General features: G+C 69.6%; 12 protein-coding genes. 11 read left to right on the forward strand and 1 reads right to left on the reverse strand.

Annotated features, from left to right (window positions below; all coding sequences use genetic code 11):
* The first annotated feature begins 65 nt into the window (after positions 1 to 65).
* From queA to lnt, 11 genes are all read left to right on the forward strand, one after another.
* The gene (gene queA, locus BN940_RS14975) at positions 66 to 1,142 is read left to right on the forward strand and encodes a tRNA preQ1(34) S-adenosylmethionine ribosyltransferase-isomerase QueA (RefSeq protein WP_148304984.1); all 1,077 of its coding nucleotides are present in this window, start codon (positions 66 to 68) and stop codon (positions 1,140 to 1,142) included.
* Positions 1,139 to 2,275 carry a tRNA guanosine(34) transglycosylase Tgt gene (gene tgt / locus BN940_RS14980; RefSeq protein ID WP_043684267.1) on the forward strand — a complete coding sequence of 379 codons (1,137 nt, stop codon included), beginning with the start codon at positions 1,139 to 1,141 and terminating at the stop codon, positions 2,273 to 2,275. The genes queA and tgt overlap by 4 nt, the downstream gene beginning before the upstream one ends.
* 180 nt (positions 2,276 to 2,455) lie before the next feature.
* Positions 2,456 to 2,797: a preprotein translocase subunit YajC gene (yajC, locus tag BN940_RS14985; protein ID WP_043684269.1), complete on the forward strand. Its 342-nt coding sequence runs from the start codon at positions 2,456 to 2,458 to the stop codon at positions 2,795 to 2,797.
* A 70-nt stretch (positions 2,798 to 2,867) separates the two neighbouring features.
* Complete coding sequence (gene secD / locus BN940_RS14990; protein ID WP_043684271.1) at positions 2,868 to 4,739, forward strand: protein translocase subunit SecD; 1,872 nt, start codon at positions 2,868 to 2,870, stop codon at positions 4,737 to 4,739.
* 45 nt (positions 4,740 to 4,784) lie between these two features.
* The gene (gene secF, locus BN940_RS14995; RefSeq protein WP_043684273.1) at positions 4,785 to 5,720 is read left to right on the forward strand and encodes a protein translocase subunit SecF; all 936 of its coding nucleotides are present in this window, start codon (positions 4,785 to 4,787) and stop codon (positions 5,718 to 5,720) included.
* Positions 5,721 to 6,110: 390 nt separating this feature from the next.
* Complete coding sequence (locus tag BN940_RS15000) at positions 6,111 to 7,079, forward strand: Rpn family recombination-promoting nuclease/putative transposase (RefSeq protein ID WP_043684275.1); 969 nt, start codon at positions 6,111 to 6,113, stop codon at positions 7,077 to 7,079.
* Between the two features lie 496 nt (positions 7,080 to 7,575).
* A complete protein-coding gene (gene miaB, locus BN940_RS15005) occupies positions 7,576 to 9,063 on the forward strand; it encodes a tRNA (N6-isopentenyl adenosine(37)-C2)-methylthiotransferase MiaB (RefSeq protein ID WP_043684277.1) in 1,488 nt (495 codons plus the stop codon).
* Complete coding sequence (locus tag BN940_RS15010) at positions 9,060 to 10,127, forward strand: PhoH family protein (protein ID WP_084330719.1); 1,068 nt, start codon at positions 9,060 to 9,062, stop codon at positions 10,125 to 10,127. The genes miaB and BN940_RS15010 overlap by 4 nt, the downstream gene beginning before the upstream one ends.
* Positions 10,117 to 10,590: an rRNA maturation RNase YbeY gene (ybeY, locus tag BN940_RS15015; protein WP_043684279.1), complete on the forward strand. Its 474-nt coding sequence runs from the start codon at positions 10,117 to 10,119 to the stop codon at positions 10,588 to 10,590. The genes BN940_RS15010 and ybeY overlap by 11 nt, the downstream gene beginning before the upstream one ends.
* A 178-nt stretch (positions 10,591 to 10,768) precedes the next feature.
* Positions 10,769 to 11,650 carry an HlyC/CorC family transporter gene (locus BN940_RS15020; RefSeq protein WP_052355928.1) on the forward strand — a complete coding sequence of 294 codons (882 nt, stop codon included), beginning with the start codon at positions 10,769 to 10,771 and terminating at the stop codon, positions 11,648 to 11,650.
* Positions 11,640 to 13,322: an apolipoprotein N-acyltransferase gene (gene lnt, locus BN940_RS15025; RefSeq protein ID WP_052355929.1), complete on the forward strand. Its 1,683-nt coding sequence runs from the start codon at positions 11,640 to 11,642 to the stop codon at positions 13,320 to 13,322. The genes BN940_RS15020 and lnt overlap by 11 nt, the downstream gene beginning before the upstream one ends.
* On the opposite strand, the gene BN940_RS18080 is transcribed toward lnt, so the two are convergent.
* A complete protein-coding gene (locus BN940_RS18080; RefSeq protein WP_148304985.1) occupies positions 13,319 to 16,204 on the reverse strand; it encodes a bifunctional diguanylate cyclase/phosphodiesterase in 2,886 nt (961 codons plus the stop codon). The two genes, lnt and BN940_RS18080, sit on opposite strands and share 4 nt — an antisense overlap.
* Positions 16,205 to 16,466 lie beyond the last annotated feature (262 nt).

Genomic DNA, 16,466 nt, shown 5'->3' on the forward strand with positions numbered 1-16,466 from the left:
CCTCCCGTTTCCATTCCCCCGACCGTTTCCTTCCCCGGACGCCCTCGCCCGCGCCCGGCCTGCCCGTGACCGATTCCCTCGACATTGCCCAGTTCGACTACGAACTTCCCCCCGAACTCATCGCCCAGCACCCCGCCGCGCGGCGCGACGCCAGCCGGCTGCTGCGCCTGGACGGCGCCGGCGGCCTGCACGACCTGCAATTCACCGATCTGCCCGGCCTGCTGCGCGCCGGCGACCTGCTGGTCTTCAACGACACCCGCGTCATCAAGGCCCGGCTGCGCGGCCGCAAGGACAGCGGCGGCCAGGTCGAGGTCCTGATCGAGCGCATCACCGAGCCCCGGCGCGCGCTGGCCCACGTGCGCGCCAGCAAGTCGCCCCGCCCCGGCACGCGGCTGGCGCTGGCCGACGGCGCCTTCGAGGCCGAGGTCCTGGGGCGCCGGGACGAACTGTTCGAGCTGGCCTTCCCCGCCCCCGTGCTGGAACTGCTGGAGCGCCACGGCAGCGTGCCGCTGCCGCCCTACATCACGCACGGCGCCGGCAGCGAGGACGAGGCGCGCTACCAGACCGTCTACGCCGCCAAGCCGGGCGCCGTGGCCGCGCCGACCGCCGGCCTGCACTTCGACCAGGCCATGCTCGACCGCCTGGACGCCATGGGGGTGGAGCGCGCCTTCGTCACCCTGCACGTGGGCGCCGGCACCTTCCAGCCGGTGCGCGTCGCGCGCATCAGCGAGCACGTCATGCACGCCGAACGCTACGTCGTGCCGGCCGACACCCTGCGCCGCATCCGCGAGACCCGCGCGCGCGGCGGCCGCGTGATCGCCGTGGGCACCACCAGCGTGCGCTCCCTGGAAGCCGCCGCGCACGACGGCGACGGCGAGCACGCCTGCGAAGGCGACACCCGGCTGTTCATCACGCCCGGCTACCGCTTCGCCCACGTCGATGCCCTGATCACCAATTTCCACCTGCCGCAATCGACGCTGCTGATGCTGGTGTCCGCCCTGGCGGGCCTGGAGCCCATCCGCCGCGCCTACGCCCACGCCGTGCGGTCGCGCTACCGCTTCTTCAGCTACGGCGACGCCATGTTCATCGAGGCCGCCCAGGACCTCGCCCCCGCAGACCAGCCCCAGGCCCCGACCCCATGACCGGACTCCGATTCGACCTGCTGCACACCGACGGCGCCGCCCGCCGCGGCCGCCTGACGCTGAACCACGGCGTCGTCCAGACGCCGATCTTCATGCCCGTGGGCACCTACGGCAGCGTCAAGGCCATGCTGCCGCACGAGCTGGAGGAGATCGGCGCCCAGATCGTGCTGGGCAACACCTTCCACCTGTGGCTGCGCCCCGGCACCGACATCCTGGACCGCCACGGCGGCCTGCACGGCTTCATGCAGTGGGACCGGCCGATCCTGACCGATTCGGGCGGCTTCCAGGTCTTCAGCCTGGACGGCATGCGCAAGATCACCGAGGAAGGCGTGCGCTTCGCCTCGCCCATCGACGGCGCGCGCCTGTTCCTCACGCCCGAGGAATCGATGCGCATCCAGCGCAGCCTGAATTCCGACATCGCCATGGTGCTGGACGAATGCACGCCCTACCGCATCGGCGAGCGCCCCGCCACCCACGAAGAGGCCGCCGCTTCGATGCGCATGTCGCTGCGCTGGGCGCGCCGCTCGCGCCAGGCCTTCCTGGAGCTGGGCAACCCCAACGCCCTGTTCGGCATCATCCAGGGCGGCATGTACGAGGACCTGCGCGACGAGTCCCTGGCTGGGCTGACGGAGATCGGCTTCGAGGGCTACGCCATCGGCGGCCTGTCGGTGGGCGAGCCCAAGGAGGACATGATGCGCGTGCTGGCCCACGTGACCCCGCGCATGCCCGCCCAGGCGCCGCGCTACCTGATGGGCGTGGGCACGCCCGAGGACCTGGTCGAGGGCGTGAGCCGGGGCGTGGACATGTTCGACTGCGTCATGCCCACCCGCAACGCGCGCAACGGCTGGCTGTTCACCCGCCACGGCGACCTGAAGATCCGCAACGCCCGCTACCGCGACGACACCCGCCCGCTGGACCCCGCCTGCGGCTGCCACACCTGCCGGCATTTCTCGCGCGCCTACCTGCACCACCTGCAGCGCGCCGGGGAAATCACCGGCGCCCGCCTGAACACCCTGCACAACCTGCATTTCTACCTGCGCCTGATGGCGGAGATGCGCACGGCCATCGAGGAGGACCGCTTCGAGTCCTGGCGCGCGGCCTTCCACCGCGACCGGGCGCGCGGCATCGAATGAGCCTCGGCTGCCGTGCGGGCGCCCGGCGCACGGGCACCCGGACGCGGCCCGGCGGATATCCCGCTACAATCAAGAGTTAATTTCATACACGAGCTTCGTGCACGGGCCTCATGCTTCATGAGCCCGATGCCCTGCGGCTCGTGTCCGTCCATCGAACCCCACCGACCCGCAGGAGCCTCCATGTCCCTCGTCGACACCCTGTCCCTGATCCCGGCCCAAGCCGCCGGCGAAGCGAACCCGCTGATGAGCATGCTGCCCATCATCCTGATGTTCGTCATCCTGTATTTCCTGATGATCCGTCCGCAGATGAAGCGCCAGAAGGACCACAAGAAGATGGTCGAAGCCCTGGCCAAGGGGGATGAAATCATCATGACGGGCGGCATGCTGGGCAAGATCAGCAAGGTCAGCGACAACTACCTGACCGTCGAAATCGCGCAGTCGGGCGACAAGGCCGTGGAAACCATCGTGCAGCGCAGCGCCGTCACGGCCGTGCTGCCCAAGGGCACGATCAAGTCGCTCTAGGACCTGTTCGCCCGGCGGGCGCCGCCCCCGCGGCGCCTCGTCTCTCCAGACCCGCCCCACCCGATCGACCATGAACCGCTACCCTCTCTGGAAATACCTCATCGTTCTGGCCGCCGTCCTGATCGGCGTGCTCTACACGCTGCCCAACCTCTACGGTGAATCGCCGGCGGTCCAGATCGCGGGAGCCAAGACGGCCGTCAAGGTCGATCAGAACACCCTGTCGCGGGCCGAGCAGGTCCTGGACCAGGCCGGCCTGCAGCCGACCGCCGGCTCCTTCGAGATGAACGGCCCGGTCGGCACGGTGCGGCTGCGCTTCGACTCCACCGACACCCAGCTCAAGGCCAAGGACCAGCTCGAAAAGGCCCTGAACCCGGACCCGCAGAACCCCGACTACACCATCGCCCTGAACCTGATGTCGGCCTCGCCGAACTGGCTCTCATCCCTGGGCGCGCACCCGATGTACCTGGGCCTGGACCTGCGCGGCGGCGTGCACTTCCTGCTCCAGGTGGACATGCAGGGCGCCCTGACCAGCCGCTACGATTCCATGGCGGGCGAGGCGCGCACCACGCTGCGCGACGCCAAGCTCAAGGTCGAGGACGTCGAGCGCAACCAGCAGTCGGTGCGTGCCACCTTCGCCACCGAGGCCGACCGCGACGCCGCCGTCGACGCGCTGCGCCGCGCGATGCCCGAAATGGTCTTCACGACCGGGCAGTCCGGCGAGCAGTGGCTGGTGGACGGCACGCTCAGCCCGGCCGCCATCACCCAGGTCCAGGACAACGCCCTGAAGCAGAACATCCAGACGCTGCACAACCGGATCAACGAACTCGGCGTGGCCGAGCCCGTGATCCAGCAGCAGGGCGGCGACCGCATCGTGGTCCAGCTGCCCGGCGTGCAGGACGTGGCCAAGGCCAAGGACATCCTGGGCCGCACCGCCACCCTGGAAATCCACATGGTGGACGACTCGCCCACCGCCACGGCCGCGCTGGCCTCGGGCCGCGTGCCCTTCGGCCTGGTGCGCTACACCGACCGCGACGGCCGCCCCCTGCTGCTGCGCCGCCAGGTGATCCTGACGGGCGAGAACCTGCAGGACGCCCAGCCCGGCCGCGACCATCAGACCCAGCAGCCCACCGTCAACCTGACGCTGGACTCCAAGGGCGCGCGCATCTTCCGCGACGTGACGCGCGACAACATCGGCAAGCGCATGGCCATCGTGCTGTTCGAGAACGGCAAGGGCGAAGTCGTCACCGCCCCGGTGATCCGCTCCGAGATCCCCGGCGGCCAGGTGCAGATCTCCGGCAGCATGACCGCGCAGGAAGCCGCCGACGTGGCCCTGCTGCTGCGCGCCGGCTCGCTGGCGGCGCCGATGCACATCATCGAGGAACGCACCATCGGCCCGAGCCTGGGCGCCGCCAACATCAAGCAGGGCTTCGACTCGACGCTGTACGGCTTCACCGCCATCGCGATCTTCATCATCCTGTACTACCACCTGTTCGGTCTGTTCTCCACCCTGGGCCTGAGCTTCAACGTGCTGCTGCTGCTGGCGGTGCTGTCCATGCTGCAGGCCACGCTGACCCTGCCCGGCATCGCCGCCATCGCCCTGACGCTGGGGATGGCGATCGACGCCAACGTGCTGATCAACGAGCGCATCCGCGAGGAACTGCGCGCCGGGCTGCCGCCCCAGCAGGCCATCCACCTGGGCTTCGACCGCGCCTGGGCGACGATCTTCGACTCCAACCTCACCAGCCTGATCGTGGGCGTCGCCCTGCTGGCCTTCGGCACCGGCCCGGTGCGCGGCTTCGCCGTGGTGCACTGCATCGGCATCCTGACCTCGATGTTCTCGTCGGTGGTCGGCGTGCGCGCCCTGGCCAACCTGTGGTATGGCCGCCAGCGCAAGCTGAAGTCGATCTCCATCGGCCAGATCTGGAAACCCAAGCAGGACTGACGGGCCCGCGCCCCGAGCCCGTCCACCCCGCACCCAGGACACATCATGGAATTCTTCCGCATCCATCGCACCATCCCGTTCATGCGGCATGCGCTGATCCTGAACATCATCAGCCTGCTGACCTTTCTGGCCGCCGTCTTCTTCATCGCCACCCGGGGATTCCACCTGTCGATCGAGTTCACCGGCGGCACGGTGATGGAGGTCCACTACGAGCAGTCCGCGCCGGTGGCCGAGATCCGCACGGCCATCGACGCGCTGGGCTACACCGACTTCCAGGTGCAGAACTTCGGCACCTCGCAGGACGTGATGATCCGCCTGCCGGTGCGCCCCGACGAGGACACCGCCGCCCAGAGCCGCACCGTGCTGTCGGCCCTGCAGGCGCAGAACCCCGGCGTGCAGCTGCGCCGCGTGGAATTCGTGGGGCCGCAGGTCGGCCAGGAACTGCTGCACAACGGCCTGATGGCGCTGCTCTTCGTGGTGGTCGGCATCATGGTGTACCTGGCCGTGCGCTTCGAGTGGAAGCTGGCGGCCTCGTGCGCGCTGGCGAACCTGCACGACGTGGTGATCATCCTGGGCTTCTTCGCCTTCTTCCAGTGGGAATTCTCGCTGTCGGTGCTGGCCGGGGTGCTGGCGGTGCTGGGCTACTCGGTGAACGAATCCGTGGTGGTGATGGACCGGATCCGCGAAAACTTCCGCAAGCAGCGCAAGGCCTCGGTGCGCGAGATCATCAACGCCTCGATCACGCAGAACATCTCCCGGACGGTGATCACGCACGGCTCGACGCAGATGATGGTGCTGTCGATGTTCTTCTTCGGCGGGCCGACGCTGCACAACTTCTCGCTCGCCCTGACGATCGGGATCTGGTTCGGCATCTATTCGTCGGTGTTCGTGGCCGCCGCCCTGGCGATGTGGATGGGCATCAAGCGCGAGGACCTGGTCAAGCCGGTCAAGAAGGACGGGCCCGAAGTCGAGCTCGGATAACGTCCCCCGTTCTCCCGCGCCACGCACGGGGCCGGCCTCTTCGGATGGCCGGCCCTGTTTTTTTGGGTTCTCGATCCATGCGGGATGACGCAGCGGGGATGCTCGCCGCATGGAGCATCGCTTTCTTGACCCGCGCGCGTCGGCGGGCGGTTCCCCTCCGCCCTGCCGGCGCCTCGCGCGGTTGTCGGGGAACCGCCCGCCGACGCGCGCTCCGTCAGGGCATGTCCAAGACTCTGCAGGACCCTGACTGGGGGTTGACCACGACAGGCAACGGCAAATCGGGGATTTTTCCTCAGTGACAAACCTGATCAAAATCACCCAAATACGCTTTCATAGCAGCCCCTCCCCCCTGCATCATGACTTCCATCGCCAACCCGATGGACACCGATCATGGGCAAGACCGATGCCGCCTACCGACGCCTGTTCGAGCACCCCGCCATGGTGCGCGATCTGATGGCCTGCACACTCTCCGCCACGCTGTTCGATGCCCTGGACTGGAATGGCGCGCAATCCGTCCCGACCAATTACATCAGCGACCGATTGAAAAAACGATCAGGCGACATCGCCTGGCTGATTTCCCGCCGACGCAGGCCAGGGGACGCATCGCCACCAGGCTATCTGTGCATTCTGCTGTTGCTGGAACATCAGAGCGAATCCGATGCGACGATGCCGCTGCGTACCGCCGTCTACACGGGCCTGTCGTATCAGTCCCTATTGCGGGCCCTCCACATCGAACTGCCCTTGCCGCCGGTACTGCCTGTCGTGCTGTACAGCGGCACCACGCCCTGGCGGGCCTCGCCGGACATGGCTGGCCTGATCGCCGACATGCCCAACGATCTGCGGCCCTATCAGTTGCAGATGCGTTATCTGCTGGTGGAAGAACGTGCCCTGTTGCAAGCCGGCGGATTGCCCGACACGAACCTGGCCGCCCTGATGTTCCGCCTGGGCGCCAGCCGGGAGATTGAGCAATGGCGGGCTTTGGTGCACACTCTCGTTCAGGCGACCCAGGGCCCTGAATTCCAGGAACTGAATCGCAGCATGACAGCCTGGCTACTGCTGGTGGCCCAATCCAACGCCGCCCTCGACGAACCCCTGCCCCCCGTCAATACTCTGGAGGAACTGGCCATGATGATCAGCGAAAAACCCGGCGTCTGGGCGCAACAGTGGAAACAGGAAGGCAGGTTGGAAGGCAAACTGGAAGGCCAGGCCGACCTGCTGCTGCGCCTGATCGAACGGCGCTTCGGGCCCATCCCTGACGACGTGACGCAACGCGTCCAGAACGCCACGGAATCGCAGCTGATGCTGTGGTCCTTGAATTTCGTGGACGCTCCTTCATTGGACGACGTGTTCCACGACTGAACGGATCATCCGGATCAGGGCCGGCCTCTTCGGATGGCCAGCCCTGTTTTTTTGGGCTCTCGACCCATGCGGGATGATGCAGCGGGGATGCTCGCCGCATGGAGCATCGCTTTCTAAACCCGCGCGCGGCGACGGGCGGTTCCCCTCCGCCCTGCTCGGCGGTCCTCCCTGCGGTCGGACTGCCCGGCCCTTCCTCGTCCGGCCGAGCGGCGGGCGAACTCGCCGCTGCGCGGCTCGGACACGCCCGCCGACTTCCCCCGGCCTCCCTTCGGAAGCCGCCGGCGCCTCGCGCGGTTGTCGGGGAACCACCCGCCACCACGCGCTCCAGTGGATTCACCAGGCACGGAACCGCCCGTCGCCGCGCGCGGATTCAGAACCCGAATCCAATCACGCTCCCCTTGTACACGCGGCAGCCTCCGATATCCCGGCTTCACACAGTACAATCAAGGGTTTCCACACTCCGCCCCCGGGATGTAAACCCGTCACGGCACCCGTCATGCAAGAAACCACCCTGCGGCGCGCCGGCGCCGCGCTCGCCGCCGCATCCGCCCCCTCCTGCGCGGACTCCGCCGGCGAAGAAGCCCTGGCCGCCCTGCTGCAGCCCGCCGAGCCCGGCCGCGTGAAGAAACTGTTCATCCGCACCTTCGGCTGCCAGATGAACGAATACGACTCCGAGAAAATGGCCGACGTGCTGCACGCGGCCAAGGGCGTGGAGCTCACCCAGAGTCCGGACGACGCCGACATCATCATCTTCAACACCTGTTCGGTGCGCGAGAAGGCCCAGGAAAAGGTCTTTTCCGACCTGGGCCGCGTGCAGCACCTGAAGCGGCTGAACCCCGACCTGGTGATCGGCGTGGGCGGCTGCGTGGCCAGCCAGGAAGGCGAGGCCATCGTGCGCCGCGCACCCTACGTGGACGTGGTGTTCGGCCCGCAGACCCTGCACCGCCTGCCGGAACTCATCGACCGGCGCCGCGCCACCGGCCAGTCCCAGGTGGACATCTCCTTCCCGGAAATCGAGAAGTTCGACGCCATGCCCCCCGCCCGTGTCGACGGGCCGGCGGCCTTCGTCTCCATCATGGAAGGCTGCAGCAAGTACTGCAGCTTCTGCGTCGTGCCCTACACCCGCGGGGCGGAAGTCTCGCGGCCGTTCGACGACGTGCTGGTGGAAATCGCCGACCTCGCCGACCAGGGCGTGCGCGAGGTCACCCTGCTGGGCCAGAACGTCAACGCCTACCGGGGCCCGGCCGGCGAGCACGGCGAGATCGCCGACTTCGCCATGCTGCTGGACTACGTGCACGACATCCCCGGCATCGAGCGCATCCGCTACACCACCTCGCACCCCAAGGAAATGACCGCGCGGCTGATCGAGGCGCACGGCCGGCTGCCCAAGCTCGTCCCCTTCCTGCACCTGCCGGTCCAGGCCGGCAGCGACCGGGTGCTGGCCGCCATGAAGCGCGGCTACACGGCGCTGGAATACAAATCCATCATCCGCCGCCTGCGCGCCGCGCGGCCCGACATGACGCTGTCCTCGGACTTCATCGTCGGCTTCCCCGGCGAGACCGAGGCCGACTTCCAGAAGACGCTGGACCTGGTGCGCCACGTGGGCTTCGACCAGTCCTTCTCCTTCGTGTATTCGCGCCGCCCGGGCACCCCGGCCGCCGACCTGCACGACGACACGCCGGAAGCCGAAAAGCTCGGCCGGCTGTACCGCCTGCAGGCCCTGATCAACGAGCAGGCCGCCGCCATCAGCCGCGCCATGGTCGGCAGCGTCCAGCGCCTGCTGGTCGAAGGCCCCTCGAAAAAGGATCCCCGCGACATGAAAGGCCGCACGGAAAACAACCGCATCGTCAACTTCGCCGGCCAGCCGCGCCTGATCGGCCAGATGGTGGACGTGCGCATCACCGAAGCCCTGGCCAACACCCTGCGCGGCGAGATCGTCACGACGGATTCGGCCGAGGCGCACGTCGCCCAGGGAGCGGCATGAGCACGAAAAACAGCACCAGAAGCGGTCCTAAGACCCCGGCCCGCCGCGCCGCCGCAACGGCTCCGGAAGCCCCCTCGAAGGCCGCCCGCCCGCTCGCCCTCCAGCTGGAGGCCGACAATGACCACCTGGCCAGTCTGTGCGGCCCGCTGGACGAGAACCTGCGCCAGATCGCCCAGGCCTACGGCGTGGAGATCGCCCGGCGCGGCACCCGCTTCACCGTCCGGGGCGTCCAGGCGCGGCCGGCCGCCCGGGCGCTGCGCTGGTTCCACGAACGCGCCGCCCAGGGGCCGCTGTCGCTGGACACCCTGCAGCTCGGCCTGGTGGAACTGGGCGCCCGCGCGGGCGGGGCTTCCGGCGGCGCGCCGGATCTGCCCGAACTGCCGCCCGTGGACGACGCCAGCCTGAGCCTGCGCACCCGCAAGACCGACCTGCGGCCGCGCACCCCGCGCCAGCGCGACTACCTGAACGCCATCCTCAAGCACGACGTCACTTTCGGCGTCGGGCCGGCCGGCACCGGCAAGACCTGGCTCGCCGTGGCCTGCGCCATCGACGCCCTGGAGCGCGAATCGGTGTCCCGGCTGGTGCTGACGCGCCCGGCCGTGGAGGCCGGCGAGCGCCTGGGCTTCCTGCCCGGCGACCTGGTCCAGAAGGTCGATCCCTACCTGCGGCCGCTCTACGACGCGCTGTACGACCTGCTGGGCTTCGAGCGCACGCAGCGCCTGTTCGAGAAACAGACCATCGAGATCGCCCCGCTGGCCTACATGCGCGGGCGCACCCTGAACCACGCCTTCATCATCCTCGACGAGGCGCAGAACACCACGCCGGAACAGATGAAGATGTTCCTCACGCGGATCGGCTTCGGCAGCAAGGCCGTCATCAACGGCGACCCGTCCCAGGTGGACCTGCCCAAGGGCCACCAGAGCGGCCTGCTGCACGCCCTGGACGTGCTCGACGACGTGCCAGGCATCGCCCAGACGCGCTTCACCAGCCGCGACGTGGTGCGCCACCCGCTGGTGGGCCGCATCGTCGAGGCCTACGAGCGGGCGGGCGACCATGTATCCTGATTTCACCCTGTCGGTCCAGTACGCGGTCCCGGCCCCGGCGCTGCCGCGCTGGCGCCTGCGGCGCTGGGTGGGGCGCGCGCTGGCGGCCGCCCTGGCGCCTCCCGACCCGCGCGCCGGCAGCCCGGTGGCCCTGACCCTGCGCATCGTCGACGCCGGGGAAGGCCGCGCCCTGAACGCCGCCTGGCGCGGCCGCGACGCCGCCACCAACGTCCTGACCTTCGAGTACGGCGCCGACCCTTCCGGGCTGATCAGCGGCGACATCGTGCTCTGCCTGTCGGTGCTGGAGCGCGAGGCGGCCGAACAGGGCAAGCCCCTGCTGCACCACGCCGCCCACCTGGTCACCCACGGCGTGCTGCACGCCCTGGGCCACGACCACATCGAGGCCGACGAGGCTGAGCGCATGGAGGCGCTGGAGACCCGCATCCTGGCCGCCCAGGACATCCCCGATCCCTACGCGACATGAACGGACGGACATAAGCGGACGGACATAAGGGGGCGGCATAAGCGGACAGCGCGAGCGGATCATCGGCCGTCCCGGCTGACGGGTCCGCAGCGGGCCGCCATCGGCCCCGCCTCGCCCGCCGAACGGCAGCCGCCGTTTATCGGTTATGCTACAGAATCCGTCACTCGTCCTCAGGACAATGCCCGACCCACACGCCTCCGACTCGGAGCCCCGACCTCCCCGGCCGGCACGTTCCCTTCTGTCCCGCTTCAAGGCCCTGCTGCGCCCCGCCCCGCCCGCGGACCGCGACGACATCCGCGCCGTCCTCGAAGCCGCCCACGACCACTCCGTCCTCGACGGGGAATCGTACGCCATGATCTCCGGGGCCCTCGCCGTCGCGGACAAGACCGTGGCCGACATCATGGTGTCGCGTGCGCGCATGGACCTGCTCGACATCTCCCGGCCGCTGCCGGAACTGATGCCGGCCATCACCGAGACCGGCCATTCGCGCTTCCCCGTCTACGAGGGCGACCGCGACAACATCGTCGGCGTGCTGCTCGCCAAGGACCTGCTGCTGGCCCTGGCGGACCACGCCCTGGACGTCCGCGCGCTGGTGCGCCCGCCCGTCTTCATCCCCGAATCCAAGCGCCTGAACGAACTGCTGCACGAATTCCGCGTGAGCCGCAATCACCTGGCCATCGTGATCGACGAGCACGGCGGCATCTGCGGCCTGGTGACCATGGAAGACGTGCTGGAGCAGATCGTCGGCGACATCGAGGACGAATTCGACGACGAGGGCGAAAAGACCATCTTCCGCACCGGCGAGAACAGCTGGCGCGCGATGGGCAGCACCGAGATCGAGGACTTCAACGAGACCTTCGGCACCCATCTGCCCGACGAGGACGCCGACACGCTCAACGGCTGGCTGGCCGCCGAGCTGGGCCACATCCCGCGGCGCGGCGAGCGCCTCGAACGCCGCGGCCTGGTCTTCACCGTCGTGAGCGCCGACGGCAAGCGGGCGCGCTGGCTGCACATCCAGCGGCAGGACCCGCCGCCGCCCGCTCCGGAACATGCCGCCTGATTCCGCGCCCGCGCCGCGCCCCGGTGCGCCGGACGCGCGGCGCGCGGGACGCGGCCGCCTGGCGGCGCTGCTGGCCGGCGCCCTGCAGGCGCTCTGCTTCGCGCCCGGCCCCCTGCCCGCCTGGAGCCTGCCCTTCGCGCAGATCGCCGCGCTGGCCGTCCTGGCGGCCCTGACCTTCGGCGCGCCCGATCCGCGCCGGGCGGCGGGCCTGGGCTGGCTGTTCGGGCTGGCCCAGTTCGGCATCGGCGTCTACTGGCTGACCACCAGCATGCACGAATTCGGCGGCCTGCCGCTGCCGCTGGCCATCGCCGCCCTGCTGCTGTTCGCGGCGGCCATGGCCGCCTACGCGGCGGGCGCCTGCGCCCTGACCGCCTGGCTGTGCGCCGGCCACGGCCATCCCGAACGGCGCGCCCCGCGCCAGATCCTCAACGCCGTCGCCTGGGCCTCGGCCTGGACGCTGGCCGAATGGCTGCGCGGCACGCTGTTCACGGGATTCACCTGGCTGAACGCCGGCTACGCGCACGCCGAAGGCATGTTCGCCGCCTGGGCGCCGTTCGCCGGGGTCTACGGCCTGGCCTGGCTGGCGGCGTTCTCCGCCGCCGCCGCCGCGCTGATGGCGCGCGCCAAGGACACCGCCTACGACCGCAGCGCGGCCGCCGTGGTGGGCCTGGCCCTGCTGGCCGGGCTGCTGGGCATCGCCTGGAGCCACGTCGAATGGGCCCGCCCGCTGGGCGAGCCCCTGATGGTGCGCCTGGTCCAGCCGGCCACCCCCCAGTCCGACAAGTTCCAGCCCGAGCTCTTCCGGCCCACCCAGGAACGCGTCCAGCGCCTGGCCGCGCTGCCCCCCAAGAGCGAGCCGGACCGCCCCGCCGTGGTGATCCTGCCGGAAACCGTGCTGCCGATCTTCCAGGACCAGGTGCCCGAGGCCGTCTGGCGGCAATGGCGGGCCGCCGCCGAATCGATGCGCGCGACCTTCGTGCTCGGGGCGCCGCTGCACGTCGCCACGCCGGCCGGCGACCGCTACACCAACGGCGCCATCGCCCTGCGCCCGCAGGCCGGATCATCGGCCCCGGCCGGCGGCGACTGGCACTACGACAAGCGCCACCTGGTGCCCTTCGGCGAATTCATTCCCCCCGGCTTCCACTGGTTCGTGCGCGCCATGCAGATCCCGCTGGGCGACTTCGACCGCGGGCCGGCGCGCCAGCCGCCGCTGGCGGTCGGCGGCCAGCGCCTGGCCATCGACATCTGCTACGAGGACACCTTCGGCGAGGAAATCGCCGCCACGGTCGCGCCCGACGGCGCCGATGCGCCGGGCGCCAGCATCCTGGTCAACCTGAGCAACCTGGCCTGGTTCGGCGACGGCTGGGCGCTGCGCCAGCACCTGTGGATCGCCCGCATGCGGGCCCTGGAGACCGCACGTCCCATGGTGCGCGCCACCAACACCGGCGCCACCGCCGTCATCGACGCCCGCGGCCAGGTGCGGGGCGCGCTCGAACCGGGCCGCCCGGGCGTCCTGGACGCCGAGGTCCAGGGCACCGAGGGGCTGACGCCCTACGTGCGCTGGGGCAATGCGCCGATCCTCGCCTGGACGCTGCTAGGACTGCTGCTGGCCGTCCGGGCGCGGCGGCGCAAAGAACCGGCATCCCCGCCGGCGCCGGCGGACGCGCCCTAGCCGCCGGCCTGCCTGCGCAGGCGCTGCTCGAAGGCCGCCTGGTCCAGCGGCTCGTCGAACCAGTAGCCCTGACCCTCGTCACAGCCCGCATCGCGCAGCAGCTCGTACTGGGCCTGGCTGACGATGCCCTCGGCGGTGACCCGCAGGCCCAGCCGGTGCGCCAGGGCGATGATGGCTTCGCTCACCATGGGGGCGTGCTCGCCATCCAGCAGCCGCTCGGTCGTCGCGCGTTCGAGCTTGAGGGTCTCGAACGGCAGTTCGTTCACCGCCAGCAGGGCCGGCATGCCGATCGACACCGCGCCCACGCTGAAGCGCAGCCCGGCCTCGTGCAGGCGCCGCAGCCGGTCCTGCGCCTGCAGATCCCCGGTCATGAGCATCTGCTCGCTGAGTTCCAGCACCAGGCAGTCCGGCGGCAGGTCCAGCGCGTCGAACAGCCCGAACACGACGTCCAGCCCGGCGTCCTCCAGGCCGAGCTGACCGGGCGAGACGTTGATCGTCAGGCGCAGGTCCGGCGCCAGGGCCTCGCGCCAGCGGGCCAGCTGGCGGATCGACTCGCGGAACACCCAGTCGCCCAGCGGCCGGATCAGCAGGCGCTCCTCGGCGAAGGGAATGAAGTCGGCCGGGACGATCACGCCGAACTCCGGATGCCGCCAGCGCAGCAGGACTTCGGCCAGCACGATGCGCCCCGTGCGGAAGGAGTGGATCGGCTGGAACAGGAGGAAGAACTGCGAGTCCTGGATGGCCTGCGGCAGGGCGTACATCAGGTCGCGCTGCATGCGCGCGCGTTCGCGCATGCTCCGGTCGAAGTAATGGAAGCAGTTTCGGCCGGAATCCTTGGCGACGTACATCGCCATGTCCACGTGGCGCATCAGGGACTCGGCATCCTCGGCGTCCTGCGGATACAGCGCCACCCCCAGGCTGGCCGAGATCCGCAGCGGATCGCCGCCCAGGCGGTAGGGCTCGGTGATGCGGTCGAGGATGGCGCGGCACAGCGCGTCGATCCGCGCCTTGTCCGCGGTGTCGTTCAGGATGACGACGAATTCGTCGCCGCCCAGGCGCGCCACGAAACTGGTCTCGGGCGGCGCGCAGGACTGCAGGCGACGGGCGACCTCGACCAGCAGCCGGTCGCCCGTCGCGTGCCCCATGGAATCGTTGATCTCCTTGAACAGGTCCAGATCCAGGAACAGCAGCGCCAGGGGCTGCCCCGACTGGTCCGCCGACTGGACGGCGGCCTGCAGGCGTTCGTTGAAATACTGGCGGTTCGGCAGGCCGGTCAGGGGGTCGTGGTGCGCCTGGTTCCAGATCTGCGCCTCGATCTGCTTTTTCTGCGTCACGTCGCTGAGCATCGCCACCCGGCAATTGACCGAGCCGTCGTGGTTCCAGGCCGTGTCCATGACCACGCGCTCGGCATAGTCCTCGCCCGACTTGCGCTGGCTCCAGTATTCGCCTTCCCAGCGTCCCTGGGTGTTGATGGCATGCCACATCTCGTCGTAGAAATCGCGGTTGTGGCGGCCCGGCCGCAGCAGCGGCAGCAGCTCGCCGGCGATCTCGTCGGGCCAGAAGCCCGTCATCCGCGAATAGGCCGGATTGACGTCGATGACCACCCCGGCCGAATCGGTGATGGCGATGGCCTCGCTGCTGTTCTCGTAGGCGATGGCGGCGAGCTGGGCCGAGGACTCGGCCTGCTTGCGCTCGGTGATGTCCTGCACGATGCCGATGACCGAGACCTGCTCGCCCACCCGCACGGTCGAGCTGAACACCTCGATGTCGATCTCCGAACCGTCCTTGCGGCGGCCATGGCGCTCGAAGCGCAGCGTGCCGTCCCGCCGGCTCTGGCTGGCCTTGATCGATTCGGCCATCAGGAAGCGCTCGCGCGGCACCACGATGGTCAGCAGCGTCATGGCGTCGACCATCTCGCGCGGCTCGTAGCCGAAGATTTCGGCCATCTTGCTGCTGACGAAGGTGAAGCGCTCGTTCTCGACCAGGAAGATCCCCACGATGGAGTTCGAGGCCAGGCCCTGGAAGATGGTGTCGGCCCGCAGCAGGCCCGCCTGATCCTCGCGCATCTTGGCCAGCAGGTCGTGGACCTGCCGGATGCCGTCGTTGAAATCCTGCGCCACCTGGCCGAGCTCGCCCTTGCCCCGATAGCCGATGCGGGCGTCGTAGTGTCCCTGGACCAGCTGCCGGCAGGCGATGCGCAGTTCGCGCAGGGGCCGGACCAGATGGCGGCGCAGCAGCAGGTACAGGCCCAGCAGCAGGATCAGGTTCAGCAGCGCCAGCCCGCCGCTGGCCAGCAGGGCGCGGTCCTTGTCCTCGCGCAGCAGCGGCATCAGGACGTCGGCGCAGGCGTCGAGCGTGCCCAGCAGGGTCTCGGCGTCGTCGGCCACCCACTGGCGCTGGACGATCTGGGGCAGTTCGCGCGCCTCGGCCGCGCGCTCGTCGCGCACGTAGGTGCCCAGCAGCACGGTCTGCAGCCGGCCGCGCAGGGTGACCCAGTCGCGCCGGATGCGGGGCAGGAAATCGCGCGAGGCCGGCTGCGCCAGGGCGGGGATCTCGCGGCCGTCGATGACGCCGCCCTGGTCCAGGGCCTGCAGGGCGCGATCCATGAAGTCCATTTCCTGGCTGAGCTGGCCCGCCTGCACCAGGGCGCCGTCGGACAGGCGCATCGCCCGCACCGCCAGCTGCTGGCTGGCGGCGCGCATGCGGTCCAGGGTGACGGCCTGGTCGAGCGCGCTCTCGTAGCGCGACAGCAGGGAATGCACGGCGGCGGCATTGCCCAGCACGAAGACCAGCATGAACAGGAAAAAGACGGCTGCCGCCGTGCCCGGTCCGAAGGAGGATCGGACCGCCGGCCATGCCACGTGCGATGTGTGAGGGCTCATGCCTTCCCTGTCAGATGAACGGCGGCGGCAGCGGGCCGATGCGCGGCCCGGGACGCCATCCTCTGGCATGGTACTGGATGCGTGGGAAAGGACAACACGCTAACAACCGGAATCCAGGGGCGGATATCGGGGTTTTGATTTCGCGCAGCCGGGGCCCACACCAGGCGGGCCGGAGCCGGGCAGGGTTTGATAACGTAGGGATGTGCCCCCGGAAATTCGACGCATGGACATGCCCGCGAGGCCCGCGCGGCACCAACGTTCC

Origin of the sequence: Castellaniella defragrans 65Phen (assembly GCF_000612685.1) — a bacterium.
Lineage (GTDB): Bacteria > Pseudomonadota > Gammaproteobacteria > Burkholderiales > Burkholderiaceae_B > Castellaniella > Castellaniella defragrans.